This is a genomic window from Pseudomonas sp. GL-B-12, assembly GCF_019955895.1.
Taxonomy (GTDB): domain Bacteria; phylum Pseudomonadota; class Gammaproteobacteria; order Pseudomonadales; family Pseudomonadaceae; genus Aquipseudomonas.
In genome coordinates this window covers 70,040-95,820 of sequence record NZ_JAHBCX010000016.1, presented here as the reverse complement: position 1 = coordinate 95,820, position 25,781 = coordinate 70,040, and the positions used below count along the sequence as shown (strand labels likewise).

Below are 25,781 nucleotides of genomic sequence, written 5' to 3'. Positions count from 1 at the left end.
GTCAATGAAATTATAGGTTTTTTTTGATGAGTAAAAAACGCCCGATCTGAACGCAGGCCTTGTAAAACGGGCCTTACAGCGACGAAAAGCAGCTCTGTTCACAAGGTTATCCACAATTTGTGTGGATAACATTTCAATGGGAGGAATGATGAAAATACCCTGGAATTTCGCTCGTTTCCTGCCACTGGCCGGACGCCTGCTGGCACGCGGCCGATTGCCGACGCTGTTGTTCGCCGTTGCCAGCAAAGGCGCGAGCCAGGGCAATCGACTGGGCAAGATCAAGGACGACTTGAAGCTGTTGCAGGCACTCTGCCTGGCCTACTGGCGTGGTGAGTATCGAGCCATCAGCCCCAAGGCGCTGGTTTCGGTTGTCGCGGGCCTGATGTATTTCCTCAGTCCATTGGATGCAATCCCGGATTTCATTCCAGTGTTCGGCATGCTCGATGACATCGCGGTACTGGCATGGCTGATGAAAGTGCTCGATGACGAGCTCAATGCCTTCCGCGCCTGGCGCAAACGGCAGGTACCGGAGAAACTCGCGGTGGTCGAGCGTCTGCCTGATACCCCCGAGCAACTGCAACTTCAAGGCCCGAAAAAACACTGAGTCGATTTCGACCTGTTCACAGATTGATTCCCCCCCGCGACCTTGGCCGCTGTTAGGATTACACTTCTAGGGAAAAGTGCCGACTCGCTAAGTGTTGTTGTCCTACGGGGTAGTCATGGATATTCAGATAATTACACGCGAAGGCGAACCCGAATATGCGGTTCTGCCATGGGCTCAGTATCAGGCGTTACTGAAAGCAGCGGGGGTCAAGGAGCAAGCGTCGCCTCAAGCCACGAAGCTTCAGGCGGCAACACCAGACGCGATTCTTCCGGGTCTGGATCAACTACGCAGTTTGCGCGAAGGGAAGGGCATCGCCATCGAGGCGCTGGCCCGCACGGTAGGCATCAGCCCGTCTTACCTGGCCATGATCGAAAGTGGCGAGCGTCTGCCCGACGCCGCGATTCGTCGCAGCCTGGCCTGGGAATTGACGGTGCCGGGGTGGAGGGATGAATCGTGAGCGTACGCATCAGTCGTCAACATTGGGACGGATTGCTGGGCGAACTGGATCAGGCGCGTCGTCAGCGCCATCTCCTGACTTATCGGGCATTACTGGAACGTTTGCAGTTACCGACTCCGGCCATGCAAACCCTGACAGCGGCCCTTGAGCATCTGGCGGCCCTGGACGCCAGGGCGGAGCAGCCATTGCGCAGTTCACTGGTGATCAGTCAGGGCGCCAGCCGCTTGCCGCGCACCGGATTCTTTGAATGTGTCGAGCGTCTCGGGCGTTTTTCCGGGCCGTCGGACGGCGTTGCCGCCGCGTCCTGGCATGCTTCGGAAGTGGTGCGGGTGTTCGAGTACGAATACCCGGAATCGGCCGAGGCCTGAATGTTTTTACAACTCAAGGCGCGGGCCGGTTACTGGCTCGCGCGCCGATTGTTTCACTGGCCATGGTTTGTCCGTCAGCCACGCGGCTGGCGCTGGCTCGAAGGCCAGTTCGCACGCATGGCCAACCTGGGCGATGTCGGCGCCCAGAGCTTCTATGGGCACATCCTGACGTTTCGCGGCGTCGGCCTCGGTGCTCGTGAGGAGGGCGTGCGTTTGTTGCGCCTGGCGGCGTTGGCGGGCGATGGCAAGGCGGCGTATCAAGTGGGCGTGATCAGTCTGGCAGGGACGGCGAGCAAGGCTCCGGACCCGGTTGCGGCCGCGCGATTCTGGGAGATCGCGGCGAAGGCCGGGCATCCGTTGGCGCCGATCAAGCTCGAAGAACTGAAGTCTTCCTCGGCGCCTCGTTGATTGGAGTGATGCCGAAAAGCTCCCTTATCGATGCCCGGAAACGAGCACCTCATCAACAGTCGAAACCACCAGGCTATCAATCACATGCACGCTATAGCCCTGCACATTCTTGGCGTGGTGCTTGGCCTGTGATGCCATTTCCGCCAGCTGACTCGCATCGAGTTGTCCACAGGCCTGTGGATGCAAATGCACCACGCCGATCGACAGCGACAACAGCGCAAACTCCTGGCGCTGACCCTGGCGATTCGGTGCGATAAAGCAGCCGGCTTCCAGGTGTTCGCTGCGGTAGAAGCGCCGGCACTGGCTCTGGAAGTCGTCGAGCAACTGGTTCAGACGGTTGCGCCAGTCTTCCGGGCCGAGCACCAGCAGAAAATCATCGCCGCCGATGTGGCCGACGAAGTCGCGGGACGGGTCGACGCGGTCGTTCAGGCATTGCGCCAGGCACAGCAGGACTTCGTCGCCGCGACCATAGCCGTAGATGTCATTGAAGGGTTTGAAGCTATCAATGTCCACGTAGCAGATCACCGATTCCCGTTGCTGTTGCAGCAGCCGCGTCAGGCAGTGCTGGATCGGCACGTTGCCCGGAAGCAAGGTCAGCGGGTTGGCGTAGCGAGCCTGCTGGATCTTCAGTTCCGTGATCAGCTTGAGTACGTCAATCACCCGGCCCAGGCCCAGATAACCGCCGTTGAGGGTGATGATGAAATCCTCCTCGATACGCTGGCGGGCACGGCTGGTGATCAGGCGGCTGACCTGTTGCAGGGACTGGCTCAGTTCGACGGCGAGGAAGTCATCGTTCATCAGGCGGCTGATGGGCTTGCGGGCGAACAGGTCGGTGGCAAAGGGCTTGAGCAGGGCATCGGAGAGCGAATGACGATGGACAATGCCGCAGGGCTGACCCTGTTCATCCAGGACTGCCAGCGAGTTCAGGTTGGCCTGGCGCCGAAAGGCTTCGAGCACCGTGGCGGTCGGGGTGTCACGGTTCACCGCGGGTAGCTCGTTGAGCAGGGCGCTGAGGTCGCTGCCGTCTTCACTCAGTACAACGGCGGTGCTGTCCTGTCGCGGCATCAATGCCCGGGCATCCCGCGGTGGGTGTTCCTGGGGGCGGCAGAGCAGATACCCCTGCACCAGGTCCACGCCCATTTCGGTCAGCACCGCGAGCTCTTCGGGCAGCTCGATACCTTCGGCAATGACTTGCGCCCGTGAGGCCTTGGCGATTTGCAGTATCGAGCCGACGAACTCGCGCTTGAGCGCGTCCTGATGAATGCCATCAATGAAATGCCGGTCGATTTTCACGTAATCCGGCCGCAGCTCGGACCATAAGCGCAAACTTGAATAGCCCGCCCCCAGATCATCCAGCGCAATCGAAAACCCCATCGCCCGATAGTGATGCAGGGCGGTTTGCAACAGCTGGAAATCATCCGTCGGCGTCTGTTCCGTGAGCTCGATGACCACCTGGCTCGGCGCAATGCCGAAGTCCTGCAGCAATTGCAGGGTGCGCCCCGGTTGATGGGCCGCTTCGAGCAGGGACTCCGGGGATACATTGAGGAACAACATGCCTGGCAGTTGTTGCTCATTGAAGCGTCGGCAAGCGCTTTCGCGGCAGGCAATTTCCAGCTCGCTCAGGCGTCCGGCCTGGCGGGCGACGGCGAACAGGGCGACAGGGGAGTGCAGAGGGCTGTTGGAGGGGCCGCGACTGAGGGCTTCGTAGCCGAGGATGCGTCGTTCAGAGAGGCTGATGATCGGTTGGAACAGGCTGTGCAAACCGCTTTGACTCAGGATCGAGCTCAAGGCACTCAGCTGTTCGGTTGTGGTCATGGCGATCTCTGGCGATAAAAAAAGGACCGGGCGTGCTCTTGGTAGAAAGAGCACGCCCGGTCCTTTATTTCACGACAGAGTGATGACTGTTTGATGACGCTCCGGGGAGCGTCAGCATTAAATTGCCATCAGTTGCTGGTGAAAACTCAGTGCTTGGCCACTGCCGTGTTGAGTTTCAGGTAGTCCAGCAGAATCCGCCCGGTTTCGCTGAGGTAGGCGTCGTCTTCCGGTTTGGTCTTGTCATCCTCGGCTGCAATCGCGTCCTCGTCTTCTTTCTTCAGCTCTTTGAGCGGTTCTTCGCCCTTGGCCTTGCGACGGATGTTTTCCATGGTCAGCTGTTTGGCTTCGATGTCGGCGTGCTGGGCACGACGCTCGGCTTCATTGAGGCTGACGGTTTTCTCGGTCATCAGTTTCTGCGCCAGGGCCAGCTTGTCGCGGATGAACACGAACTCCGCATCCTTGGCCGTACGCACGTCATGCTCGGACTTGAGCTGCGAAATGTACGGCTTGAACGGATCCACCGCAGGCTTGATCGCCGCCTTGATGGTGTCCCACGGCATGGCTTCCGGCAGGGCGCTTTCACCGATTTCCTTGGTGTCGATGATCGACGGGTAATCGATGTCCGGCAAGACGCCCTGATGCTGGGTGCTCTGCCCGGAAACCCGGTAGAACTTGGCCAGGGTCAGTTTCAGTTCGCCATGGTTGAGCGGCTGAATGGTCTGCACGGTGCCTTTGCCGAAGGTCTGGCCGCCAATGATCAGTGCGCGGTGGTAGTCCTGCATGGCGCCGGCAAAAATCTCCGAAGCCGAGGCGGACAGGCGGTTGACCAGCAACGCCATCGGGCCTTTGTAGAACGCGCCCGGGTTTTCATCTTCCAGGACATCGACGCGGCCATCGGCGTTACGCACGAGTACGGTCGGGCCTTTGTCGATGAACAGGCTGGTCAGCTCGGTGGCCTCTTGCAAGGAGCCGCCACCGTTGTTACGCAGGTCGATGACGACGCCGTCGACTTTCTCTTTCTGCAGCTCGGTCAGCAGTTTCTTGACGTCGCGGGTGGTGCTCTTGTAATCCGGGTCGCCGGCACGGAAGGCCTTGAAGTCCAGATAGAACGCCGGGATTTCGATAATGCCGAGCTTGTAGTCCTTGCCGTCCTGCTTCAGGTTCAAGACCGATTTCTTCACGGCCTGATCTTCAAGCTTCACCGCTTCACGGGTGATCGGCACGATCTTGGTGGTCTGGTCGTTCGGCGCATTGCTGGCCGGGATGACTTCCAGGCGCACCACGGTGCCCTTCGGACCACGGATCAGCTTGACCACTTCGTCCAGGCGCCAGCCCACGACGTCGACCATTTCCTTGTTGCCCTGGGCAACGCCGATGATCTTGTCGGCCGGTGCAACCTGCTTGGTCTTGTCCGCCGGACCTGCCGGCACCAGGCGCACGACTTTCACCTGGTCGTTATCGCTCTGCAACACGGCGCCGATGCCCTCGAGGGACAGGCTCATGTTGATGTCGAAGTTCTCCGCGTTATCCGGCGACAGATAGTTGGTGTGCGGGTCGTAGGACATGGCGAAGGTGTTGATGTACGCCTGGAAGATGTCTTCCGCGCGGGTCTGGTCCAGACGCGCCAACTGGTTCTTGTAGCGCTTGGTCAGGGTTTCCTGGATCTGCTTGGGCTCTTTGCCGGCGATCTTCATCCGCAGCACTTCATCCTTGACGCGTTTGCGCCACAGGTCGTCGAGTTCTGCGCTGGATTTGAGCCAAGGGGCGTCCTTGCGGTCGATCAGCAAGGTTTCCTTGGTGGTGAAGTCGATCTTGTCGACGCCTTTGTCCAGCTCGGCAAGGGCGAAGTCCAGACGCGCCTTTACGCGGTCCAGGTAGCGCTTGTAGATGGTGAACCCGGCGTTCAGGTCGCCGCTTTTGAGGAAGTCGTCGAACTGCGTCTTCCACTTGTCGAATTCGGCAATGTCGCTGGCCATGAAGTAGCTGCGCGACGGATCCAGCAGCTTGAGGTAGCTGTCGTAGATGATTACCGAGCGCGCGTCATCGAGTGGCGGCTTGCTGTAGTGGTGGCGCTTGAGCAACTCCACGACGTTCAAGCTTGCGATCACTTCGTCACGATCGGGTTGAAGCTTGTCCCAGCTATTGGCTGCGAATGTATTGCTCGACATCGGCAGCAAGCCGATACCGATGAATAAGGCGAGGGCAGTGCTGGGGAACAGATGCTTCATGCTGATTCGACGCGGGGACAATTGATAACGCATATTAGGCCGTCTTTGAAGTCGCCGGCTCTTTGGGAACCGGTCGCATAATGCAAAAAGCCCGACGCTATAGCTTCGGGCTCAGTCCAGACTCACTATGGAGGCACTGTGAAAGCATTGCAAGGCGTTGACGGTCGAGTGGTGTGGGTTGATGAGGCGAGTCCTACATGCGATGTAGGGCAAGTTCGCATCCGAGTGTCGGCAGCGGGTCTCAATCGCGCCGATTTATTGCAGAAGGCAGGCCTTTATCCGCCGCCGCCGGGGGCTAGCCAAGTGCTTGGTCTAGAGTGCTCGGGCGTGATCAGCGAGGTTGGCGCCGGGTCCTCCTGGCAAATTGGCGATCGGGTTTGCGCCTTGCTGGCCGGGGGCGGGATGGCCGAAGAGGTGGTTGTCGACGGACGGCATGTGCTGCCGGTTCCCGACGGAGTGTCACTGGTCGAAGCGGCTGCATTGCCCGAAGTTTATGCAACAGTCTGGTTGAATTTGTTTCAACTGGCTGCGCTCAAACCGGGTCAGAAAGTTCTGCTGCATGCCGGGGCAAGTGGAATTGGTTCAGCGGCCATTCAGCTGTGCAAGGCCTTCGGCAACCCGTGCTGGGTCAGCGTCGGCTCCGCCGAGCGGTTGGCGTACTGCGAAGCGCTGGGTGCCCAGGGCGGCGTGGTGCGTAATGGTGATCTGGAGAGCCTGCGGGATCTGGGGCCGTTCGACGTGATTCTCGACCCGGTGGGCGGCAATTACGCGGCGTTGAACCTCAAGCTGCTGGCGCAGGACGGCCGTTGGGTGCTGATCGGTCTGATGGGCGGCCGCGAGGCCAAACTCGACCTGGCCCAGGTGCTGGCCAAGCGCGTGCAGTTGCTGGGTTCGACCCTGCGCAGCCGGGATGATCAGTTCAAGGCGGATCTGTTCAGTGATCTCAGTCAGCATGTGTGGCCGTTGTTTGCCGAGGGGCGGTTGAGCCCGCAGCTGGCCAGGACGTTCCCGATCAAGGATGCCGAGGCGGCGTTTGCCGAGCTGGCGAGCAATACCGTGGCGGGGAAGGTGGTGTTGGTGATTGATGAAAGCCTGAGCTGACAACACAAAAAACTGTGGGAGCAAGCCCGCTCCCACAGGGGGCTTGTGTTATTTCCAGTGGTGGATTGGCCATCCAGCCTTTTCAGCCTGCTCGCGCAACACCGGATCCGGGTTGACCACGTGGGGGAAATCCACTTTCAGCAACAACGGCAGGTCGTTGCGTGAGTCGGAATAGAAACTCGCGCCTTCAAGGTTTTCCTCCTCTGCATCCAGCCACTCCAGCAAACGGGTGATCTTGCCTTCGCGGTAGGTCAGGGTACCGACGGTGTGGCCGGTGTAAACGCCGTGAGCCACTTCCAGTTCGATGCCCAGAATCTCGTCGATGCCAAGGCGCTCAGCGATGGGGCCGACCAGATGCGTGCCCGAGGCCGAGATCACCAGGATCCGGTCGCCGGCCTTGCGATGGGCGGCTATGGCTTTGGTGGCGTCACTGAAAATGATTGGTTCGATGAAGTCTTCCACCCACGGACCAACCAGATGCTCAACCTCTTGCGGCGTGCGGCCGATCATCGGCTCCAGGCTGAAGGTCATGTAGTCTTCCATGCGCAATTTGCCGTGACTGTAGGCATCCATCAGCTCGTTGTTCTGCCGCATGAACGACTCGGGGTCGACCCAGCCCAGGCGGCCCATCTGCTCGCTCCAAAGGGTGGCGCAGTCGCCGTGGATCAGGGTTTCGTCCAGATCAAAAATTGCCAGGGCCATCGGGTTCTCTCTGAGAACAGCTGCAAGCTTCAAGCTTCAAGCTGCAAGAAGTTGATTTAGGTGGTCAGCAGTTTACAACTTGAAGCTTGAAGCTTGCAGCTGTCTTCAAGCTACCTCACACAGGGCCGTCGGATCGATGGAAAGCGCCAGGCGCTGACCATCGGGATGCAGGTCGGCCGCCGAGCGGTTCAGCACATCCACCACCAATTCCACGCCCCGGGCTTCGACCCGGTAGCGAATCACGTTGCCCAGCAGGCTGTGGCTGCGAATCTGCGCGTCCAGTTCGCCGTTAAGGCTCAGTTCGATGGCTTCCGGGCGAATGGCGATGCGCTTGCTGATCGGTCGCTGCAACAGCTTCGAAGCGCTGTCGGCATCCAGCAGGTTGTAGTTGCCGATGAAACCGGCGGCGAACACATCCACCGGCGCGGTATAGAGGGTTTCGGCGTCGCCGCTTTGTACGATTTTTCCCTGATTCATCAGGAAAATCCGGTCAGACATGGTCAGGGCTTCTTCCTGATCGTGTGTGACGAAAATCGTGGTCAGGCCCAGTTCGCGCTGGATCTGACGAATCTGTTCACGCAGATGCTTGCGAATCCGCGCGTCCAGGGCCGACAACGGTTCGTCGAGCAGCAGCAGGCGTGGCCGGGTCACCAGGGAGCGGGCGAGGGCGACGCGCTGGCACTGGCCCCCCGACAGCTGATGCGGGTAACGCGCGGCAAAGTCATTGAGCTCCACCAGTCTGAGCACTTCCGCGACGCGTTTACGGCTGTCATCGGCATTGACCTTTTGCATGCGCAAGCCGAAGGCGACGTTTTGCTCCACAGTCATGTTAGGGAACAGCGCATAGCTCTGGAACACCATGCCGATCCCGCGTTTCTGCGGGCTCACCGGCACGATATCGACGCCATCGAGCAGGATTTTGCCACCATCCACCGAAGTCAGGCCGGCGATGCAGCGCAGCAGGGTGGATTTGCCGCAACCGGACGGGCCGAGCAGGGTGACGAACTCACCTTTCTGGATTTCGCAATTGATGTCGCTGAACACCGTGGTGCCCGCGAAGCTTTTCTGAAGATGTTGGACGCTGACATAGCTCATTCGCTTTTGTCCCTGTTCAAGATATTGGCAATCCAGGTCAGAACCAGCACAAAGAAGAAGTAGGAGATCACCAGCGCACTGGTGAAATGACCGCTGCTGTTGCGCATGTTGTTGAGATAGACCTGCAGGGTTTCGTAGCGGGTACCGACAAGGATGTTGGCAAACACGAACTCACCGAACAGGAACGAGAACGACAGCAGCAGTGCCACCATCAAGCCCTTGCGCAGGTTCGGCAGCACCACCAGGAAGGCGGCTTGCCAGGTGCTGGCACCGAGCAACTGGGCGGCGTCCATCAGGTCGCGCAGGTTGATTGCTTGCAGGTTGTTGGTGATCGCCCGGTACATGAACGGCAGCGCTACGGTGAAGTAGCAACCGATCAGGATCCAGGGCGTCCCGACCATGGCGAAAGGCCCTGAACCGTAGAGCTGCAACAGCCCCACCGACGACACCACCGGCGGCACGGCGAAGGGCAGCAGGATCAGGATGTTCATCAGCGCGTCGAGTTTCGGGAAGTGGTAATGCACCACGAACAGCAGCGGCAGAATCAGCACTACCGAAAGAATCAACGAGCCGACGCAGACTAGCAGCGATTGCCCGAACGCATGCAGGAAGCGCGGATCGCTCCACAATTGGATGTACCACTTGAGGGTGAAACCGCTGGGCAGGATGGTCGCCGACCAACTGCTGGCGATCGAGTAGATCAGCGTGCCGGCCAGCGGCAACAGCAGGATGGCAAACAGCAAGTACACCACGACGCGGTGGTAGACACCGACGGGCCCCAGTTCAGCGCGAGACATGGTAGCTCCTCTTCAACAGCAACTGATGCACGATGGTCACCAGGGTCATCAAGGCCACCAGCACCACGGCCAGGGCGCTGGCCAGGTTCGGGTCCAGGGAAATGTCACCGGACACCATCGCCGCGATACGGATCGGCAGCACGTTGAAGTTGCCGGTGGTCAAGGCGTACACCGTGGCATAGGCGCCGAGGGCGTTGGCCAGCAGGATCACGAACGTGCCGAGCAGCGCCGGGGTCAGCACCGGCAAACCGATGTGCCGCCAGAATTGCCAGCCGCTCGCGCCGAGCAGCGCGGCGGACTCACGCCAGTCTTCGCGCAAGGCATCGAAGGCCGGGTACAGCAGCAGCACGCCGAGGGGAATCTGGAAGTAGGTGTAGAGAATGATCAGCCCGGTTTTCGAGTACAGGTTGAAGTCCTGAATGATTCCGGCCTGCTTGAGCATGATGGTGAAGCTGCCGTTGAAGCCGAGCAAAATGATGAACGCGAAGGCCAGGGGCACACCGGCGAAATTGCTGGTCATGTTGGCGAAGGCGTTGACGAAGTTGCGCAGTTTCGAATCGACCCGGCGCAGGGAGTAGGCGCCCAGTATGGCGATGATGATCCCGAACGCGCTGGACCAGAAGCTGATCTCAAGGCTGTACTGGATCGCCTGCAGGTAAAACTTCGAGCTGAAGATCTTGCTGAAGTTGGCCAGGCCCCAGCCGAACTCTTCCGACTCCAGGCTGTTGATCATTACCCAGGTCAACGGGGCAATTTCGAACACGATAAAGAACAGTGCGAAGGGCATCACGCACAGGGCAGCGAGCCATTTGCTGCGAGTCATGGCCTTCACTTGAGCAACTCCCGGCAGACCGGTTTGTCGTGGGGCACGCCAAGCAACTCGCAGACGGTGCCGCAGATCTCGGTCTGTTTCGGCGCGGCGCCGGCGTCGAAGCTGAATGCGTCACCGAGCACGAACAGCGGTACTTCCCGTTCTTCCGGCAGCAGGCCGTTGTGGGAGCGGTCGTTGTTCATGCCGTGGTCGGCGGTGACCAGCACCTGATAGCCGGCATCGAGCCAGCCTTGCAGGTAGTCGGCCAGGATGATGTCGGCCGAGCGGGCGCTGTTGCGGTACTGCGGGGTGTCGAGTCCGTGCTTGTGCCCGGCGTCGTCGATGTTCATCGGGTGGATCAGCAAAAAGTTCGGTGCATGGCGCAGGCGCAGGTTTTCGGCGTCGGCGAACAGGTGCGAATCCGGGTAGTGATCGTTCCAGTAGAAATGCCCGTGCTGGATCGGCAGTTGCGGGTCATCGGTGTGACGGTCCCGGGCCGCCACGAAGGGCGAACGGTTGTACAGCTCGCTGACCCAGTGATAGGCCGCTGCAGCGGTCGTCAGCCCGGCGTCGGTGGCGTAGTGATAGATGCTGCGTTGGTTGGACAGGCGCGAAACGTTGTTGTGGACGATGCCGCTGTCGATCGGCGCCACGCCGGTCAGGATGCATTCGTACAGCGGACGGGACAGGGCTGGCAACTCGCACTCCAGTTTGTAGAGTGCGGCGCGTCCGGCGCCGACGTACGCCTGCAGGTGCCCCATGGCGTGGCGGGCGACCTCGTAGTTGAGGCCGTCGAGCACGACAAGGATGACGTTGTGTTTCATAGGGGCGATGACTCCGTGAAACAGATGATTCAAGTACGCAACCAATCCCTTGTGTGAGCGAGCCTGCTCACGATGGTGGCCGACCATTCAACATTGATGCTGACTGAAACGACGCTATCGCGAGCAGGCTCGCTCCCACAGGGATCTCCATCAGACCTCCCGTTGGTGGCCTACCCGCTTACTGCATATTGATGATGACTTCTTCCTGCCACTTCTGAGGAAGCCCCTTGGAAGTCTTTTCCCAGGCGTCCGCGTCCTTGATCGGCGTGACCTTTTTGTACTGCTCGTTAGGCAGCAGCTTGGCCTGCACTTCGGCTGGCAGGGTCAGGTGCTCGGCACGGATCGGACGGGCATTGCCCTTGGCCAGGTTGATCTGGCCGGCGTCGCTGAAGATGTATTCGCGGGCCAGCTTGGCGGCATTCGGGTTTTTCGCGTACTTGTTGATGATGGTGGTGTAGCCGGAGATCACCGAACCGTCGGACGGGATCAGCACCACGTAGTCATCCGGGTTGGCCATCTTGGCCTTGTAGCTCAAGCCGTTGAAGTCCCAGACCACGCCGACTTCGATTTCGCCTTTTTCCATGGTGGCAATCGTCGGGTTGGACATCGACAGGCGACCTTGCTTGGCGATGTCGGCGAACAGATCCAGGGCAGGCTTGAGGTTTTTCTCGTCGCCACCGTTGGCCAGTGCCGCGGCCAGTACGCCGTTGGCCGCCTGGGCCGCGGTACTCACGTCGCCAATGGAGACCTTGTATTTACCGCCCTTGAGGTCAGCCCACTTGGTTGGGGCGTCGGAACCGTGCAGCAACTTCTTGTTGACGATGAAAGCGATGGTGCCGGTGTAGGCCAGTGCCCAGTTGCCGTCCTTGTCCTTGGCCCAGGCTGGAACCTGATCCCAGGTCGAAGGCTTGTAAGGCTGGACCACGCCTTGCTTGACCGCGATCGGGCCAAACGCTGCACCGACGTCGCCGATGTCGGCGCTGGCGTTGTCTTTTTCCGCGGCGAACTTGGCGATCTCTTGGGCCGAGCTCATGTCGGTGTCGATGTGCTTGAGGCCGTATTTATCGCTCAGGTCTTTCCAGGTGCCGGCCCAGTTGGCCCAGTCATCGGGCATGCCGACGCTGTTGACGGCGCCTTCCGCTTTCGCAGCGGCTTCCAGGGTTTTCAGATCATCGGCCGCCATGGCAGCGGTGCACATTGCGATGGTCGAGCCTAACAGTGATGCCAGGAAAAGCTTTTTCATTCCGAAGCTCCTTGGGTCGTGTTCAACGCTGCGATTGCGGTTGTGTTGGTCTAGGTCAGCAATACCTGAGCCAATTTAAGGGGGCTGGATGACACTTTGATGTCGTTCGTCGCCCGGGATGACTTTTTGTTGAGCGGTATCGCGGGTGGCCTGCTAAGCGTAGACCATGGTCAAAGCCCCAGCGGGCAAGGGGATTTGCCGATGTATTGCAGGTTCTTGAAGTCGCGAATGGCGACCGTTGGGCCGTTTTGTCACATCTCGGTCATCTGCGCTGCCTACGCTTGCAGACTATTGAATGAGCCGGTTTTTGCTGCGGTTCTGCCCTGAATTGGTTCTGGCCTAGTCCAGATAGGAAACATTAATGCGTGAAGAGGCAACCAAAGCGGTAACAGCCATCGGCCAGGTGCTTCAGGAACAGATCGACCATGGACTGTTGATTCCCGGCAGCAAATTGCCGGCCGAGCGCAAACTCAGTGAATTGTTCGGCACCACGCGGATCACTTTGCGTGAAGCGTTGTTGCAGTTGGAGTCGCAGGGGCAGATTTATCGCGAGGAGCGTCGCGGCTGGTTCGTCTCGCCGCCGCGCCTGGCGTACAACCTGATGCAGCGCAGCCACTTTCACGCGATGGTCAGCGCCCAGGGGCGAGTGCCGTCCACCGAGGTGATTTCGGCGCGATTGCAACCGGCATCGGCGGCGGTGTGTGCCTGGCTGCAATTGCCGGCGTTGTCGAGCGTGATTCAGATCTGCCGCTCACGGCGGATCGACGGGCGGCTGGTGCTGTATGTGGAGCACTATCTGAACCCGCAGTACTTTCCCGGGATCCTCGATTTCGATTTGAATCAGTCGATCACCGAGTTGTATGCGCGGCATTACGATTTGCACTACGGGCGGGTGCGCTTCGAGATTGTGCCCACGGCGTTGTCGGTGGATGCGGCGGCGGCGTTGAAGGTGTCGGTGGGCAGCCCGGGCCTGCGGATTGCCCGGGTCAACTATGACCAGCACGAACGCCTGATCGACTGCGACCTGGAGTTCTGGCGGCATGATGCGATTCATGTCGGGGTGGATGTGGCTTAAAGGCAGCTTCAAGCTTCAAGCTTCAAGCGGCAGGTCGTCGGGTTGCGACGTCATTCCTTCTGCTCCCCACCTCCGGCGGTAATCACCTGGATACTCATCCGCGGTGTCGCCAGATCCAGTCCGGCTTCATCCATGTGCCGCTTGAGCGACAGGTTGAACGCTCGCGACACTTCCCACTGCTTGATTGGCGCGGTCTTGAAGCGGGCGCGCAGGATTGCGTTGCCCGACTCGAAACTTTCCACCCCCTGGAACTCCAGCGGCGACCAGATATTGCGCCGCTGCAACGGATCGGTGCGCATTTTCTGTGCGACTTCGCGCATCAGTTTGATTGCGTTGTCGATGTCCATGCTGGCGGGCACTGCTACCCGGAAGATCGCGTAGCCGAATTCCCGGGAGTAGTTCTTGATGCTTTTGATTTCGCTGAACGGAATGGTGTGGACGATGCCGTCGATGTCCCGCAGGCGCACGGTGCGGATGGTCAGGCCTTCGACCGTGCCGAGGTGACCGCCGACATCCACGTAGTCGTCGATGGCCAGGGAGTCTTCGATGATGATGAACAACCCGGTAATCAGGTCGGCTACCAGCGACTGTGCACCAAAACCGATGGCCAGGCCGATCACACCGGCACCGGCCAGCAGTGGCGTCACGTTCATGCCCATGTTCGCCAGGGCGACAATCAGCGCGACGATAAAAATCGCTATGAACAGCACATTGCGGATCAGCGGCATCATCGTCTGCGCGCGGGCATTGGCCAGGCCTTTGCGCGAACGGGTCAGAGCGTGGTGCACGGCGGTGTCGCTGAGAATCCAGATCAGCCAGGCGAACAGCAGCGTGCCGGCGAGGCTGAACAGTTTGACGCTGACTTCATGGCCATCGCCTTCGGTAAAGCGGATCAACGACATGCCCCAGACCCGCAGGCCGAGTTCGATAAAGGCCAGCCACACCAACAGGTGGACGATGGTGTAGAAGAAATTTTTCAGCCGTTCCGAATACACGGCGTATCGCCGGATACCGCGTTGGGGTTTGAGGCCATGGCGGCGTACCAGGCCGTTGATGACCATGCACAACACCAGCAAAACGGTACAGATCAGCGACTGGCGCAGGGCGGTGCTGGTGTCGCCAGCGGAAATGAACGTCGCGAACAGCGAGATGGCCACCAGCACCAGTGCTGGCACGTACCAGAAGGTGCCGAGAATCGACAGGGTGTCGTTGAGGGCGCGGCGGGTCAGGCGCCGGGACAGCGGCTGGTTGCGGATCAGGTGGGCGATTGGCCGGCGGAAACGCAGGATGAAGCGCCCCGTGGAGAGCGCAGCGAGGACATTGGCCACAGTCGCGGCGGTATGGGCCAGATGGCTACCGAGGCTGTTGACCAGTTGCGGATCGCTCAGCGCTTCGCCAAACGCGGCGAAGCTGCCGATCAGCCACAGCGGTCGAAACGCCTGGTGCCGCAGGATGTACAAGGCGCGGTGGCGGTGCGGGCCGTCGAGCAGGGAAAAGGCAATCACGCAGATGGCCGAGAAGCAGGTGCCGACCACCAGTGCATAGGCCAGCACCATCGCCAGGCTTTTGCCCAGGGACGAGGGCAGGGCGTAGCTCATGTAGACCGTGATCACCAGGGCGATCAGCCATGGCCCGAGTTTGCGCAGCGCAAAACGCAACATGTCCAGGGCACGGGGATGCTGCGGCAGTTCTTCGGTCAGGCCGAAACGCATCCGCACGCGGTGGCTGATCCAGATCAGGGCAGCGGCCAGCAGGCTCCAGACCATCAGGATCATGGCGAAAGCGAAAAGCATGGGCAGCCATTCATTGGCCGGCAGCGCCAGCGCCACCAGTTCTTCCTTGGCTTGATCGAACTCACTGGACCAGCGCGTGAGTGGACTGTCGTCGCCGGTAAACTTCTTCTCGATAGTGGCCAGGGTTCCGCCAATCAGGCCCAGCACGCCTTCTTCGGTAATCGGCTGGGCCTGTTTGGTGGTGTCACGGAGCTTTTTCAGATCGGCCAGCAGCTTGCTGCGTTGCTGGTCGTTCTCCAGCGACTTGATCACTTCGTCCAGGGATTGCCCCAGCGGCTTCTGTGCTTCGGGCTGCGCCTTGGCCTGGGTGTTGAGCAGGCCTGGCAGGCCGGCCGCCTGGGCAGGTGCCACTGACAGCAGCGTCATCAGACAGACAAGGACAATACACGGGAGGGCAAAAAGACGAGCGAACACTAGGCGGTCAACCTCGCAGGGAGCGGATCGACCGAGTGTACGAGCCCGTCAAAATCAAAGCGAGCCAAGGGCGATGAATTATTCGTTGAGCTTGGCGAGGATCTTGATCACCACGGTCGCGAGGATGCTCAGCATGCCGATCCACATGACAAACACACCGGCATTTTTGTCGCGAAAGTTGAAGCCGACGGCCAGCATGATCATCCCGGCTAGAATCGGGACCAGCATGGCGTGAAAAGTAGACATCGAAATCATGGAGACAGCCTTGTCAAAGGGATACTTGAAGTCTAGGCCGCTTTTGACGCGGCCGGTGTGATGTGTGTAGGAGCGAGCTTGCTCCGGGCGGCGATCCGACGATGGACTTGAACGTTGACGGAGCCTACCGGGATGATCGCGGTGCCTTGACGTTCATCGCGAGCAAGCTCGCTCCTACAGGGTTTTGTTACGGCAACTCGCGGCAGGCGTAGAACGCGCTCAGTACCTTGACCAGATGCGCCAGGTCATGGCTGCCGCACAGTTCGCGGATCGAGTGCATGGCGAACGTCGGCAGGCCGATGTCCACGGTGCGCACACCCAGGTGGCTGGCGGTGATCGGGCCGATGGTCGAACCACAGCCCATGTCGCTGCGCACCACGAAGCTTTGCACCGGCACTTCTTCAGCCATGCACAGGTGACGGAAGAACCCGGCGGTTTCGCTGTTGGTGGCGTAGCGCTGGTTGCTGTTGACCTTGATCACCGGGCCAGCGTTGAGTTTCGGGCCGTGGTTGGCATCGTGTTTGTCGGCGTAGTTCGGATGCACGCCGTGGGCGTTGTCAGCCGAAACCAGCAGGGATTTCTGAATGGTGCGTACGAATTCATCACCTTCAGGCAGCAGGCGCCGCAAGGTTTGCTCAAGCATCGGGCCGTCGGCACCGCAGGCCGAGCAGGAACCGACTTCTTCGTGGTCGTTGCAGACCAGCACGCAGGTTTCGTCGGTGTCGGCCGTGAGCAGCGCTTGCAGGCCGGCGTAGCACGACAGCAGGTTGTCCAGGCGCGCGCCGGCGATGAAGTCGCCATGCAGGCCAATGACCGCAGCGCTTTGGGTGTCGTAGAAACTCAGCTCGTAATCGAGCACCACGTCAGCATTCAGGCCGTGTTCGCGGGCGAGCTGGTCGGTGAGCACTGCGCGGAAGTCCACGCGTTCGTCACCGGCAAATTGCGCGAGGATCGGCGGCAGTTCGGTCTGGGCGTTGATGGCCCAGCCCATGTTGGCTTCACGGTTGAGGTGAATCGCCAGGTTAGGAATGATCGCGACCGGAGCCTTGAAGTCGATCAACTGGCTTTCGACCTTGCCATCACGCCGGAAAGTTACGCGGCCCGCCAGGGACAGGTCACGGTCGAACCATGGCGCCAGCAGCGCGCCGCCATAGACTTCGACGCCCAGTTGCCAGAAGCCCTGGCGTTGCAGCTCCGGCTGCGGCTTGACGCGCAGGCACGGGCTGTCGGTGTGGGCGCCGACCAGGCGAATGCCGCCGTGCAACGGTGAATGGCGGCCCATCTTGATCGCGACAATCGAAGAGTCGTTGCGGGTGACGTAGTAACGACCGTTGGCTTCGGTATTCCACGGCTCGCGCTCGTCGAGGCGTTGATAGCCCGCCGCTTCCAGACGCTGAACAAGGCTGGCGGTGGCATGGAACGGGGTAGGGGAGGCCTTGAGAAAATCGATCAGGCCTTGGTTCAACTCTTCGCGCATAAAGTAGCTCCAGACAGCAGTGGCGCCAGTTTAACGTATTGGTTGCGCAATTGGGGTTGCGCAGTTTTTGTGGTGACCTGGATCGACTGTGGCGAGGGAGCTTGTCGGATCGCCGCACCGTCCCGCTCGGCTGCGCAGCAGTCGCAAATCCGGTGAGTGCGGTCCGCCTGAACGGGCGCGATAGCCGATTTTGGGGCTGCTGTGCAGCCCGACGGGAGCAAGAACCCTCAGATATCGAGGAGGTCAGAACGGTGCAGGACACTCGAAGCGCAGGCGCTCGCCACTTTGCGGGTGGGTGAAGCTGAGCATGCTCGCGTGCAGGCACAATCGCGGCCAGGCCGCCAAAGCCTGTTCATGGGCATAAAGCCCATCACCCAGCAGCGGATGGCCAATCGAGAGCATGTGCACGCGCAACTGGTGGGAACGGCCGGTGATCGGAGTCAGCTCAACGCGGCACCAGTCGCCGCAACGTTCGAGCACGCGCCAGAAGGTCAGCGCATGTTTGCCGAACTCATGGTCGACCACGTGGCGTGGCTTGGTCGGCGGGTCGTAGCGCAAGGGCAGGTCGATGCTGCCGCTGTCCAGTTCCGGCTGGCCCCAGCACAGGGCGGTGTAGGCCTTTTCGGTTTCGCGGTCGTGAAATTGCCGGGACAGCTCGCGATGGGTGTCCGGGTCGCGGGCCAGCAGGATGATGCCGGAAGTCTCCCAGTCCAGCCGGTGGACGATTCGCGCTTCCGGGTAGCCGTTTTCCTGCAGGCGGGTAATCAGGCAGTCCTTGTTGTCATCGGCCCGGCCAGGGACAGAGAGCAACAGGGTCGGTTTGTTCACCACCAGTACGGCGGCGTCCTGATGGATGATGTGGATGTTGGACAACGGCATTAAAACAGCCTCGTAACAAACGCCAACGGCGGCTCAGGTCCCTTCCGGTTGCAGAAGGGACCTGAGCCGCCGTGGCTCCAGCCGGATCGACTCAGCGATCAGGCAGGGTGATATTGAGTTCCAGAATCGAGCAGCTGCCCTGGCTTTCCAGTGCGACATGCACGTCATCGGACCCGATATTGACGTACTTGCGGATCACCTCGACCAGTTCCTTTTGCAAGGCCGGCAGGTAGTCCGGGGTACTGCGTTGGCCGCGTTCGTGCGCCACGATGATCTGTAGACGCTCTTTCGCTACCGACGCGGTGCTTTGCTTTTTGTTGGCACGAAAGAAGTCAAAAAGGTTCATTGCTTAGTTGCCTCCAAACAGGCGCTCGAAGAATCCCTTCTTCTGTACATCGAGGAATCGATGATCCACGGTCTTGCCCAGCAGGCGGTCTACGGTATCGCTGTAGGCCTGGCCGGCATCGCTCTGGTCGTCGAGAATCACCGGAACACCCTGGTTGGATGCCTTGAGCACCGCCTGGGATTCAGGGATCACGCCGAGCAGGGTCACCGAAAGGATTTCCTTGACGTCTTCTACGCCGAGCATTTCGCCTTTGCTCACACGTTCCGGGTGATAGCGGGTAATCAGCAGGTGTTCCTTGATCGGGTCTTCGCCGCGTTCGGCGCGACGGGACTTGCTGGCCAGCAGGCCGAGCATGCGATCGGAGTCACGTACCGAGGAGACTTCCGGGTTGGTCACGACGATCGCTTCATCGGCGAAGTACATGGCCAGGTGGGCGCCTTTCTCGATGCCCGCCGGGGAGTCGCAGACCACGAACTCAAAGTCTTCCTTGAGTTGCATCAGGACTTTTTCCACGCCTTCGACGGTCAGCGCGTCTTTGTCGCGGGTCTGGCTGGCAGCCAGCACGTAGAGGTTTTCCAGGCGCTTGTCTTTGATCAGGGCCTGTTGCAGGTTGGCTTCGCCATTGACCACGTTGACGAAGTCATACACCACGCGGCGCTCGCAACCCATGATCAGGTCGAGGTTACGCAAGCCCACGTCGAAGTCGACGATCACTGTTTTGTGGCCGCGCAGAGCGAGGCCGGTACCGATAGCGGCGCTGGTGGTGGTCTTACCCACACCACCCTTGCCGGATGTAACCACGAGAATCTTGGCCAAGGTGTTTCACCCCTAAGGAAGAAGGACTTTTCAGTCCCTGAAAAACATCTCCTGAAAAACTACTGCAGTCGGACAGCCTTGGCTGGAATCCGGTTTAGAGCGGCGTTTACCCCCGGTAAACACTGCTTTCGGCCTTTTTCCTACTTCGTTTGAGCCGTTTTCGCTACGTTTTAGAGATGCTTGGAAAATGCGGCAGTATCCGTTAAAGCCGAATGATGTTCAACACGTCGCCGGACAGGCTGACCTGCACACCCGAACCCCATAGCGGGTCGCGGCGCAGATCTTCGGAAACCTTGTAATGCCCGGCGATGGAAATCAGTTCAGCACTCATTTGCTGACAGAAAATCCGCGCCTTGGTGTCGCCCTTGACGCCGGCCAACACACGACCACGCATCGGGCCGTATACATGGATGTTGCCATCGGCGAGAAGTTCCGCCCCCGGGCTGACCGAGGAGATCACCACCAGATCGCTGCCCTGGGCATAAATCTGCTGGCCACCGCGTACCGGCGAGGTGATGATTTTCGTCGGCTTGATGGTCGGCTCGGGCGGTTTTTCCGGTTTTTTCTTCGGTTCGCCTTCGGTCAGGTCCAGTGGACGCTCCCGGGCGCCGGACGGTGGCAGCACCGGCAGGTCGACCGCGATGGCGGCGGCAATGTCTTCGATGCGGCTGGCGCGGATCGCCAGGGTACGCAGGCCATGCTGGCGGCAAACGCGCATCAGCCCTGGCAGATCGACCGCACCTTCGTTGGCCGGGAGTTTGTCCAGGGCCAGTACCAGCGGCGCGTTGCTGAAGAAGTTGGGCGCCAGGGCGACCTTGGCGGCCAGTTGCCGATCAAGGCTTTCGAGGTCGTTACGGGCCAGTTCCAGCACCGTAATGGCCAGCATGCTGCCCTTCAACTGGAACACGGGATCTTGGTCTAGCGGTTCGGTTTGGCTCATGGTCGGCATACAACGACTTGTCACTAAAAGTGCCGAGACTTATAACGAGAACGCCCGCGGGCCGCAAGCCGGGTCGAACGATGTAGAATGCGCGGCCATTGTCATTCCGGAAGCATTAATGGACCGCCCGCGTTTTCGAAAAGCATTTCTATCTCCACGTTTCTGGCCGCTGTGGTGTGGCCTGGGGCTGTTGTGGCTGATCGTCCAGTTGCCGTATCCGGCACTGCTGTGGATCGGTCGTGTTCTGGGTGCATTGATGTATCGGGTGGCTGGCGACAGACGGCGCATCGCCCAGCGCAATCTGGAACTGTGTTTTCCTGAAAAAACCGCCGTCGAGCGCAAGCGCCTGCTCAAGGAAAACTTCGCCTCTACCGGCATCGCTTTTTTTGAGATGGCGATGAGCTGGTGGTGGTCGCGCAAGCGCCTGGCGAATCTCGCTCATATCGAAGGGCTGGAGTATCTGCAGCAGGCCCAGCGTGAAGGCAAGGGCGTGATCCTGATGGCGCTGCACTTCACGACGCTGGAAATCGGCGCGGCGTTGCTCGGTCAGCAGCACACCATCGATGGCATGTACCGCGAGCACAAGAATCCGCTGTTCGACTACATCCAGCGCCAGGGCCGCGAGCGGCACAACCTCGACTCATTGGCGGTGGAACGCGAAGACGTGCGCGGCATGCTCAAATTGCTGCGCTCGGGCCGCGCAATCTGGTACGCACCGGATCAGGACTACGGCGCCAAGCAAAGCATCTTCGTGCCGCTGTTCGGCATTCAGGCTGCGACCGTCACCGCCACGAGCAAGTTTGCGCGGCTGGGCAAGGCGCTGGTGGTGCCGTTTACCCAGGAGCGTCTGGCGGACGGTAGCGGTTATCGCCTGGTGATCCATGCGCCGCTCAAAGGCTTCCCCGGCGAAACCGAAGAAGAGGACTGCCTGCGCATCAACCAATGGATCGAAAGCGTTCTGCGCGAGCATCCCGAGCAATATCTGTGGGCTCACCGCCGCTTCAAGAGCCGTCCACCGGGCGAGCCCAAGCTGTACGCCAAACGTCGTTGAGTAATCGATCCCTTTGAGCACCATGGAGTGTTGCGATGAGTCCAGCTGAACCGGTTACAGGGTTGATTCTTTCCGGCGGCGGGGCTCGGGCGGCCTATCAGGTCGGGGTGCTGGCGGCGATTGCCGAATTGCTGCCGCCGGGGGCACGCAACCCGTTTCCGGTGATCGTCGGCACATCGGCGGGCGCGATCAACGCCGTCAGCCTCGCCAGCGGGGCGATGGATTTTCGTAACGCCATCGAACGCCTGACGGCCTTCTGGCAGGGCTTTCGCAGTCACCTGGTATTGCGCAGCGACTGGCCCGGGGTGATCCGCCAGGCCAGCCGCTTTGTCAGCCACAGTTTGCTCGGCATCGGTAGGCACATGCCGGTGGCGCTGCTCAACAGTTCTCCGCTGCGGGACTTGCTCAACGACAAGCTGCATATGGGCGGCATCGCCGAAGCGATCGCACAGCAACAATTGCATGCAGTGGCGGTCACCGCGTTCGGCTATGAGTCCGGCCAGGCAGTCACCTTCTATCAGGGCGGCGGCAAGATCGATGCCTGGTTGCGCCATCGACGCATCGGCGTTCCCACCCAACTGTCGGTTGAACATCTACTCGCCAGTTCGGCGATTCCGCTGCTGTTCGCCCCGGTGAAAATCGGCGAAGAGTATTTCGGTGATGGCGCGGTGCGTCAGTCGGCGCCGATCAGTCCGGCGCTGCATCTGGGCGCCAGTCGGGTGCTGGTGGTGGGCGTCAGTGGCAACCCCCGCGGGGTCGACCCGCAACAACCCTTGCTGCGCAGCTACACCGGTCAGCAGCCGACCCTGGCGCAGATCGGCGGGCACATGCTCAACAGTACGTTCATTGATAGCCTGGAAAGCGACATCGAGTTGTTGCAGCGCCTGAACCAGTTCAGTCACCTCATGCCCGACGGCACGCCAACCCGCGCATTGGGCGTGGCGCCGGTGGACGTATTGGTGATTTCACCGAGCCAGCCAATCGACGAGATTGCCGCGCGCCATCGTCAGGAATTGCCGGCGGCACTGCGCCTGTTTCTGCGCGGGCCGGGCGCGACTAAGACCAGCGGGGCAGGGGTGCTGAGCTATCTGTTGTTCGAGGCGGGGTATTGCAGCGAATTGATTGAGCTGGGGCGGCGGGATGCGTTGGCCAAGCGCGGGGAGTTGTGCCGGTTTCTCGGGATTTCGGTGGCTGAAACCGTTTGAACTGTCAGATCTGACAGTAGATGTGCTCAGGTTTTTCCATCAAATTGAACCCCTCAGGCAGAGGGTTCGAAGATGGCGGCTGCGCAATGGATTGATGCTCACACACCAACTGTGTCGGTGGCGGATCCGCGCGGTTTGGCTGTGCGCAGTATCGCCTATTGCCGTCATCCGCTGAACCCGTCCATTGAGACTCGCATCACCCGCAATCACTTTGACGCTGCCGGACGGCTGGTGGCTTCCTGGGATCCACGATTGTGGGGCACCGCGCCAAAACCGAACCTCGCCACGACGCACGATCTACAGAATCAGCCTCTGCTGGTGGACAGCGTCGATGCCGGTTGGCAACTGAGCTTGCTGGATCAGGCTGGCGTGATGCGTTCGTTCTGGGACGGTCGCGGGAGCCAGCTGCATACTGAGTACGATGAGCTTCAGCGGCCCACGACTGTGACAGAGCAGATGAAGGGTGACTCGCCGCGCGTCGCCGAGCGTTTTGCTTATGCAGGGGCGAGTGATGAGTTTGCGGCGCATAACCAGTGTGGCCAACTGATTCGTCATGACCACCCGGCCGGTAGTCGCAGTCTCTGCCAATATGGTGTGAGTGGTTTGCTGCTGTTGGAGCGGACCCGGTTCATGGTCGATTTGGAACTGCCGGATTGGTCGTCCGACGTTGCCGATGCCAGATTGGAAGACGAAATTTTCCAGACGACGCAGCAGTACGGTCCTTCGGGGGATATGCGCAGTCAAACTGACGCTATGGATAACGTTAGATTCTTCGCTTACGACCGGGTCGGTCAGTTACGTGAAGCTCGGCTGATGCTGGCGGGTTCTTTAGAAGAACCTCGGTTGTTGGTTAGTGAGCTACACTACGACGCCTTCGGCAGAGGCATCAGCGAACGGGCGGGGAATGCTGTCGTCACTACTGCTCGCTATGCCGGTGAAGATGGACGCTTGCTGCAATTACTGTCTTGCGATGCCGAAGGTCAACCGTTTCAGGATTTGAATTATGGTTATGATCCGACAGGCAATATCACCAATATTGAGGACAAGGCCCAACAAACGCGTCACTTCAATGGTCAACGTATCGATCCGGTCAATCGCTACTGCTACGACAGTCTTTATCAACTGATCGAAGCTACGGGCCGCGAAGTCAGCCAGCCACGTTATGGTCTTGCGTTACCCCTCTGGCAAACCACGCCACTTGACCCCAACCAGTTACGCAATTACACCCAAACCTTCAACTACGACGCTGCCGGAAACTTGCAAACGCGCCACCATAGTGGTGTCGAATCCTTCGAGATGTTCACTTCGCCGGACAGCAATCGCAGCGTCGCGGACAAGGAAAATTTGGGCGATGGTTTTGACGCCAACGGCAATCAGTTGGAGTTACTGCGCGGTCAGCGGATGAGTTGGGACATTCGCAATCAGTCGAGCCGTGTGACGATGGTCAGGCGTGAAGACGGGCATCACGATACCGAATGTTATTTCTACGACAGACCAGGCCATCGATTGCGGAAGGTTCGACTTGCTGAGTCTGCGAGTCGCACGCTGCGTACTGAAGTTCGCTACTTGCCGGGTCTGGAAATCCATTGTGATACGGCCACCGGTGAAGAGCGGTATGTCGTCAGTGTCGAGGCGGGGCGCAGCCATGTACGGGCTTTGCACTGGGCCACGAAACCACCTGTAGGTGCGCGCAACGATCAACTGCGTTATTGCCTGAGCGACCATCTGAATTCCTGCACCTTGGAGCTGGATGAGGTGGGGGGGCTTTTGAGTCGGGAAGTATATTACGCGTTTGGTGGTACGGCGTTGTGGGCCGGTTCCAGCGAGATTGAAGGCAAGTACAAGACGATTCGTTATTCGGGAAAAGAACGGGATGCAACGGGGCTTTACTTTTATGGATTTCGGTATTACGCGCCGTGGTTGCAGCGGTGGCTTAGTCCGGATCCCGTGGGAAGTATTGTCGGGCTGAATCTATTTGGTATGGTTGAAAATAATCCTGTTTCGCTTGTGGATTTTCAAGGGTTGGCTCCCGGGATATCTGACAATGCCGGGATTATGTCTGGAAAAACGGGGGATGCTGAAGCCATGCTGGCTCGTGAACTTCATTTTAAGGAGTATATTTTTCCAATCATAATGGCGCGTCGAGAGTTTGATAAAAGCAAGGCGCTAACTAATATTATGGGGCGCGTTTCGGCTTCTACCGCTCAGGGAGCTGGGGAGTTGCTTGAGGCGTTTTCGATCGCATTGGGAAATGGAAGTCCAACAATAAATGTGGATACGTCTGTTCTTGCAAAATTTAGTGGGGTTGGGATGGTTAATGGCTGGAAATCTGGTAATTTTTATGGCGGCTTAAGTGGAGAGGGATATGAAGCGCTAAGGGAGTCGGCAGAAAATAAGATGTTTGAATATGAGAAGTCACCTAGTTCTACGGTTAAATTACATTATGCACCGAGTGGTTCGCAGTTTAATTTCAATATTCGGCCGGTTTATGGAGCATTGCAGTTTTTTTGATTTTGAAGATGAAGATGAAGATAAAGTCGGAGGTGCTCCAAAGTATGGAGATTCAGCATTTTATTTTTCAGATGATGCAAAAAAGTATATGACTATGACAGGGGGGGATAGCTTGGATTCCGAGTCTACGATCGAAGACTTGGCAGTATTCGGAAATGTCTATCCATTGATTTCCGGCATGAGTCAAAGGCTATTTTCAAGATTTCAAGTGATTGTAGAGGGGGGGGTGTTGAGTATGATGACGACTATATGGAAATTCAAGCGCATGCTAGAACGCAGTGGTCTGATTTTAAAGAAGTTGTTTTTCCAAGTGGGGAATACATGAGTCAAGTGCCTGAAAATGGAAAGATATACGATTTTCTTCATAAGAATAATATTTCATTTCGCTATAAGTACTAATTACTGTGTGCGTGGTCTCGTAATTTTTAGCGGTGTCAAAGAGATTATGAGGCAATTGGATATCAACCAATTTCAAGTTTTACGATTTTGAATGGTGTAGGACCAGGTCAAGAGGATCTATCAGATATTGTCACCAAGCGGCTGCTGCGTTGGCCAAGCGCGATGAG

At 59.1% G+C, this 25,781-nt stretch carries 25 protein-coding genes; 10 read left to right on the top strand and 15 right to left on the bottom strand.

Annotated features, from left to right (window positions below):
- The first annotated feature begins 148 nt into the window (after positions 1 to 148).
- The 4 genes from KGA85_RS10645 to KGA85_RS10630 all read left to right on the top strand — a co-directional run bounded on the left by KGA85_RS10645 (position 149) and on the right by KGA85_RS10630 (position 1,837).
- Positions 149 to 604 carry a YkvA family protein gene (locus tag KGA85_RS10645; RefSeq protein WP_223457947.1) on the top strand — a complete coding sequence of 152 codons (456 nt, stop codon included), beginning with the start codon at positions 149 to 151 and terminating at the stop codon, positions 602 to 604.
- Positions 605 to 719: 115 nt separating this feature from the next.
- Positions 720 to 1,061, top strand: a complete 342-nt coding sequence (locus KGA85_RS10640) for a helix-turn-helix transcriptional regulator (RefSeq protein WP_150724569.1) — start codon at positions 720 to 722, stop codon at positions 1,059 to 1,061.
- Positions 1,058 to 1,429 (top strand): hypothetical protein, encoded by a 372-nt coding sequence (locus KGA85_RS10635; protein WP_007898892.1) that lies wholly within the window; start codon positions 1,058 to 1,060, stop codon positions 1,427 to 1,429. Before KGA85_RS10640 ends, KGA85_RS10635 begins: the two co-directional genes overlap by 4 nt.
- Entirely contained in the window at positions 1,430 to 1,837 is a 408-nt protein-coding gene (locus tag KGA85_RS10630; RefSeq protein WP_223457945.1) for a sel1 repeat family protein, read from the top strand.
- A 24-nt stretch (positions 1,838 to 1,861) separates the two neighbouring features.
- Here KGA85_RS10630 and KGA85_RS10625 read toward each other — a convergent pair whose 3' ends face one another.
- On the bottom strand, positions 1,862 to 3,652 hold the full coding sequence (locus KGA85_RS10625) for a bifunctional diguanylate cyclase/phosphodiesterase (protein WP_223457943.1): 1,791 nt from the start codon (positions 3,650 to 3,652) through the stop codon (positions 1,862 to 1,864).
- 146 nt (positions 3,653 to 3,798) lie between these two features.
- On the bottom strand, positions 3,799 to 5,880 hold the full coding sequence (locus KGA85_RS10620) for a carboxy terminal-processing peptidase (RefSeq protein ID WP_223457941.1): 2,082 nt from the start codon (positions 5,878 to 5,880) through the stop codon (positions 3,799 to 3,801).
- Between the two features lie 138 nt (positions 5,881 to 6,018).
- Between KGA85_RS10620 and KGA85_RS10615 the strand changes: the two genes are divergently transcribed.
- Positions 6,019 to 6,981 carry a zinc-binding dehydrogenase gene (locus KGA85_RS10615; RefSeq protein WP_223457939.1) on the top strand — a complete coding sequence of 321 codons (963 nt, stop codon included), beginning with the start codon at positions 6,019 to 6,021 and terminating at the stop codon, positions 6,979 to 6,981.
- 48 nt (positions 6,982 to 7,029) lie between these two features.
- Here the strand turns inward: KGA85_RS10615 and KGA85_RS10610 are convergent, their stop codons facing one another.
- The 6 genes from KGA85_RS10610 to KGA85_RS10585 form a co-directional block, all read right to left on the bottom strand.
- Entirely contained in the window at positions 7,030 to 7,683 is a 654-nt protein-coding gene (locus KGA85_RS10610) for an HAD family hydrolase (RefSeq protein WP_223457938.1), read from the bottom strand.
- Between the two features lie 105 nt (positions 7,684 to 7,788).
- Positions 7,789 to 8,778: an ABC transporter ATP-binding protein gene (locus KGA85_RS10605; RefSeq protein ID WP_223457936.1), complete on the bottom strand. Its 990-nt coding sequence runs from the start codon at positions 8,776 to 8,778 to the stop codon at positions 7,789 to 7,791.
- A complete protein-coding gene (locus tag KGA85_RS10600; protein WP_223457934.1) occupies positions 8,775 to 9,575 on the bottom strand; it encodes an ABC transporter permease in 801 nt (266 codons plus the stop codon). Before KGA85_RS10600 ends, KGA85_RS10605 begins: the two co-directional genes overlap by 4 nt.
- On the bottom strand, positions 9,562 to 10,398 hold the full coding sequence (locus KGA85_RS10595; RefSeq protein WP_223457932.1) for an ABC transporter permease: 837 nt from the start codon (positions 10,396 to 10,398) through the stop codon (positions 9,562 to 9,564). The genes KGA85_RS10600 and KGA85_RS10595 overlap by 14 nt, the downstream gene beginning before the upstream one ends.
- A 5-nt stretch (positions 10,399 to 10,403) precedes the next feature.
- Complete coding sequence (locus KGA85_RS10590) at positions 10,404 to 11,210, bottom strand: alkaline phosphatase family protein (protein ID WP_223457930.1); 807 nt, start codon at positions 11,208 to 11,210, stop codon at positions 10,404 to 10,406.
- Positions 11,211 to 11,388: 178 nt separating this feature from the next.
- A complete protein-coding gene (locus KGA85_RS10585; protein ID WP_223457928.1) occupies positions 11,389 to 12,453 on the bottom strand; it encodes an ABC transporter substrate-binding protein in 1,065 nt (354 codons plus the stop codon).
- A gap of 361 nt (positions 12,454 to 12,814) precedes the next feature.
- Here KGA85_RS10585 and KGA85_RS10580 point away from each other — a divergent pair, with 361 nt between their 5' ends.
- Positions 12,815 to 13,528 (top strand): UTRA domain-containing protein, encoded by a 714-nt coding sequence (locus tag KGA85_RS10580; protein WP_223457926.1) that lies wholly within the window; start codon positions 12,815 to 12,817, stop codon positions 13,526 to 13,528.
- Between the two features lie 50 nt (positions 13,529 to 13,578).
- On the opposite strand, the gene KGA85_RS10575 is transcribed toward KGA85_RS10580, so the two are convergent.
- From KGA85_RS10575 to minC, 7 genes are all read right to left on the bottom strand, one after another.
- Positions 13,579 to 15,687 carry a mechanosensitive ion channel family protein gene (locus KGA85_RS10575; RefSeq protein ID WP_263289131.1) on the bottom strand — a complete coding sequence of 703 codons (2,109 nt, stop codon included), beginning with the start codon at positions 15,685 to 15,687 and terminating at the stop codon, positions 13,579 to 13,581.
- Positions 15,688 to 15,813: 126 nt separating this feature from the next.
- Positions 15,814 to 15,981 carry a hypothetical protein gene (locus tag KGA85_RS10570; RefSeq protein WP_223457955.1) on the bottom strand — a complete coding sequence of 56 codons (168 nt, stop codon included), beginning with the start codon at positions 15,979 to 15,981 and terminating at the stop codon, positions 15,814 to 15,816.
- 196 nt (positions 15,982 to 16,177) lie between these two features.
- Positions 16,178 to 17,467: a M18 family aminopeptidase gene (locus tag KGA85_RS10565; protein ID WP_007974949.1), complete on the bottom strand. Its 1,290-nt coding sequence runs from the start codon at positions 17,465 to 17,467 to the stop codon at positions 16,178 to 16,180.
- Positions 17,468 to 17,710: 243 nt separating this feature from the next.
- Positions 17,711 to 18,346, bottom strand: a complete 636-nt coding sequence (locus KGA85_RS10560) for an RluA family pseudouridine synthase (protein WP_046037585.1) — start codon at positions 18,344 to 18,346, stop codon at positions 17,711 to 17,713.
- 91 nt (positions 18,347 to 18,437) lie between these two features.
- Positions 18,438 to 18,692: a cell division topological specificity factor MinE gene (minE, locus tag KGA85_RS10555; RefSeq protein WP_007974947.1), complete on the bottom strand. Its 255-nt coding sequence runs from the start codon at positions 18,690 to 18,692 to the stop codon at positions 18,438 to 18,440.
- A gap of 3 nt (positions 18,693 to 18,695) precedes the next feature.
- Positions 18,696 to 19,508 (bottom strand): septum site-determining protein MinD, encoded by an 813-nt coding sequence (minD, locus tag KGA85_RS10550; protein ID WP_007974946.1) that lies wholly within the window; start codon positions 19,506 to 19,508, stop codon positions 18,696 to 18,698.
- A gap of 202 nt (positions 19,509 to 19,710) precedes the next feature.
- Positions 19,711 to 20,448 carry a septum site-determining protein MinC gene (gene minC / locus KGA85_RS10545; RefSeq protein ID WP_056722299.1) on the bottom strand — a complete coding sequence of 246 codons (738 nt, stop codon included), beginning with the start codon at positions 20,446 to 20,448 and terminating at the stop codon, positions 19,711 to 19,713.
- Positions 20,449 to 20,566: 118 nt separating this feature from the next.
- On the opposite strand from minC, the gene KGA85_RS10540 reads away from it, so the two are divergent.
- The 4 genes from KGA85_RS10540 (at position 20,567) to KGA85_RS10525 (ending at position 25,540) form a co-directional block, all read left to right on the top strand.
- Positions 20,567 to 21,499, top strand: coding sequence for a lipid A biosynthesis lauroyl acyltransferase (locus tag KGA85_RS10540; RefSeq protein ID WP_223457922.1), 933 nt, complete (start codon positions 20,567 to 20,569; stop codon positions 21,497 to 21,499).
- A 35-nt stretch (positions 21,500 to 21,534) separates the two neighbouring features.
- A complete protein-coding gene (locus KGA85_RS10535; protein ID WP_223457920.1) occupies positions 21,535 to 22,704 on the top strand; it encodes a patatin-like phospholipase family protein in 1,170 nt (389 codons plus the stop codon).
- A gap of 72 nt (positions 22,705 to 22,776) precedes the next feature.
- Positions 22,777 to 25,215, top strand: coding sequence for an RHS repeat domain-containing protein (locus KGA85_RS10530; protein ID WP_223543096.1), 2,439 nt, complete (start codon positions 22,777 to 22,779; stop codon positions 25,213 to 25,215).
- The gene (locus KGA85_RS10525) at positions 25,193 to 25,540 is read left to right on the top strand and encodes a hypothetical protein (protein ID WP_223543095.1); all 348 of its coding nucleotides are present in this window, start codon (positions 25,193 to 25,195) and stop codon (positions 25,538 to 25,540) included. Before KGA85_RS10530 ends, KGA85_RS10525 begins: the two co-directional genes overlap by 23 nt.
- Positions 25,541 to 25,781 lie beyond the last annotated feature (241 nt).

What these genes read in the sequence shown, in the direction of transcription:
- KGA85_RS10645 (WP_223457947.1), top strand. Translation starts at nt 149, where the DNA reads ATGAAAATACCCTGGAATTTCGCTCGTTTCCTGCCACTGGCCGGACGC.
- KGA85_RS10640 (WP_150724569.1), top strand. Translation starts at nt 720, where the DNA reads ATGGATATTCAGATAATTACACGCGAAGGCGAACCCGAATATGCGGTT.
- KGA85_RS10630 (WP_223457945.1), top strand. Translation starts at nt 1,430, where the DNA reads ATGTTTTTACAACTCAAGGCGCGGGCCGGTTACTGGCTCGCGCGCCGA.
- KGA85_RS10625 (WP_223457943.1), bottom strand. Translation starts at nt 3,652, where the DNA reads ATGACCACAACCGAACAGCTGAGTGCCTTGAGCTCGATCCTGAGTCAA.
- KGA85_RS10620 (WP_223457941.1), bottom strand. Translation starts at nt 5,880, where the DNA reads ATGAAGCATCTGTTCCCCAGCACTGCCCTCGCCTTATTCATCGGTATC.
- KGA85_RS10610 (WP_223457938.1), bottom strand. Translation starts at nt 7,683, where the DNA reads ATGGCCCTGGCAATTTTTGATCTGGACGAAACCCTGATCCACGGCGAC.
- KGA85_RS10605 (WP_223457936.1), bottom strand. Translation starts at nt 8,778, where the DNA reads ATGAGCTATGTCAGCGTCCAACATCTTCAGAAAAGCTTCGCGGGCACC.
- KGA85_RS10600 (WP_223457934.1), bottom strand. Translation starts at nt 9,575, where the DNA reads ATGTCTCGCGCTGAACTGGGGCCCGTCGGTGTCTACCACCGCGTCGTG.
- KGA85_RS10595 (WP_223457932.1), bottom strand. Translation starts at nt 10,398, where the DNA reads ATGACTCGCAGCAAATGGCTCGCTGCCCTGTGCGTGATGCCCTTCGCA.
- KGA85_RS10590 (WP_223457930.1), bottom strand. Translation starts at nt 11,210, where the DNA reads ATGAAACACAACGTCATCCTTGTCGTGCTCGACGGCCTCAACTACGAG.
- KGA85_RS10585 (WP_223457928.1), bottom strand. Translation starts at nt 12,453, where the DNA reads ATGAAAAAGCTTTTCCTGGCATCACTGTTAGGCTCGACCATCGCAATG.
- KGA85_RS10580 (WP_223457926.1), top strand. Translation starts at nt 12,815, where the DNA reads ATGCGTGAAGAGGCAACCAAAGCGGTAACAGCCATCGGCCAGGTGCTT.
- KGA85_RS10575 (WP_263289131.1), bottom strand. Translation starts at nt 15,687, where the DNA reads ATGACGCTGCTGTCAGTGGCACCTGCCCAGGCGGCCGGCCTGCCAGGC.
- KGA85_RS10570 (WP_223457955.1), bottom strand. Translation starts at nt 15,981, where the DNA reads ATGTCTACTTTTCACGCCATGCTGGTCCCGATTCTAGCCGGGATGATC.
- KGA85_RS10565 (WP_007974949.1), bottom strand. Translation starts at nt 17,467, where the DNA reads ATGCGCGAAGAGTTGAACCAAGGCCTGATCGATTTTCTCAAGGCCTCC.
- KGA85_RS10560 (WP_046037585.1), bottom strand. Translation starts at nt 18,346, where the DNA reads ATGCCGTTGTCCAACATCCACATCATCCATCAGGACGCCGCCGTACTG.
- minE (WP_007974947.1), bottom strand. Translation starts at nt 18,692, where the DNA reads ATGAACCTTTTTGACTTCTTTCGTGCCAACAAAAAGCAAAGCACCGCG.
- minC (WP_056722299.1), bottom strand. Translation starts at nt 20,448, where the DNA reads ATGAGCCAAACCGAACCGCTAGACCAAGATCCCGTGTTCCAGTTGAAG.
- KGA85_RS10540 (WP_223457922.1), top strand. Translation starts at nt 20,567, where the DNA reads ATGGACCGCCCGCGTTTTCGAAAAGCATTTCTATCTCCACGTTTCTGG.
- KGA85_RS10535 (WP_223457920.1), top strand. Translation starts at nt 21,535, where the DNA reads ATGAGTCCAGCTGAACCGGTTACAGGGTTGATTCTTTCCGGCGGCGGG.
- KGA85_RS10530 (WP_223543096.1), top strand. Translation starts at nt 22,777, where the DNA reads ATGGCGGCTGCGCAATGGATTGATGCTCACACACCAACTGTGTCGGTG.
- KGA85_RS10525 (WP_223543095.1), top strand. Translation starts at nt 25,193, where the DNA reads ATGGAGCATTGCAGTTTTTTTGATTTTGAAGATGAAGATGAAGATAAA.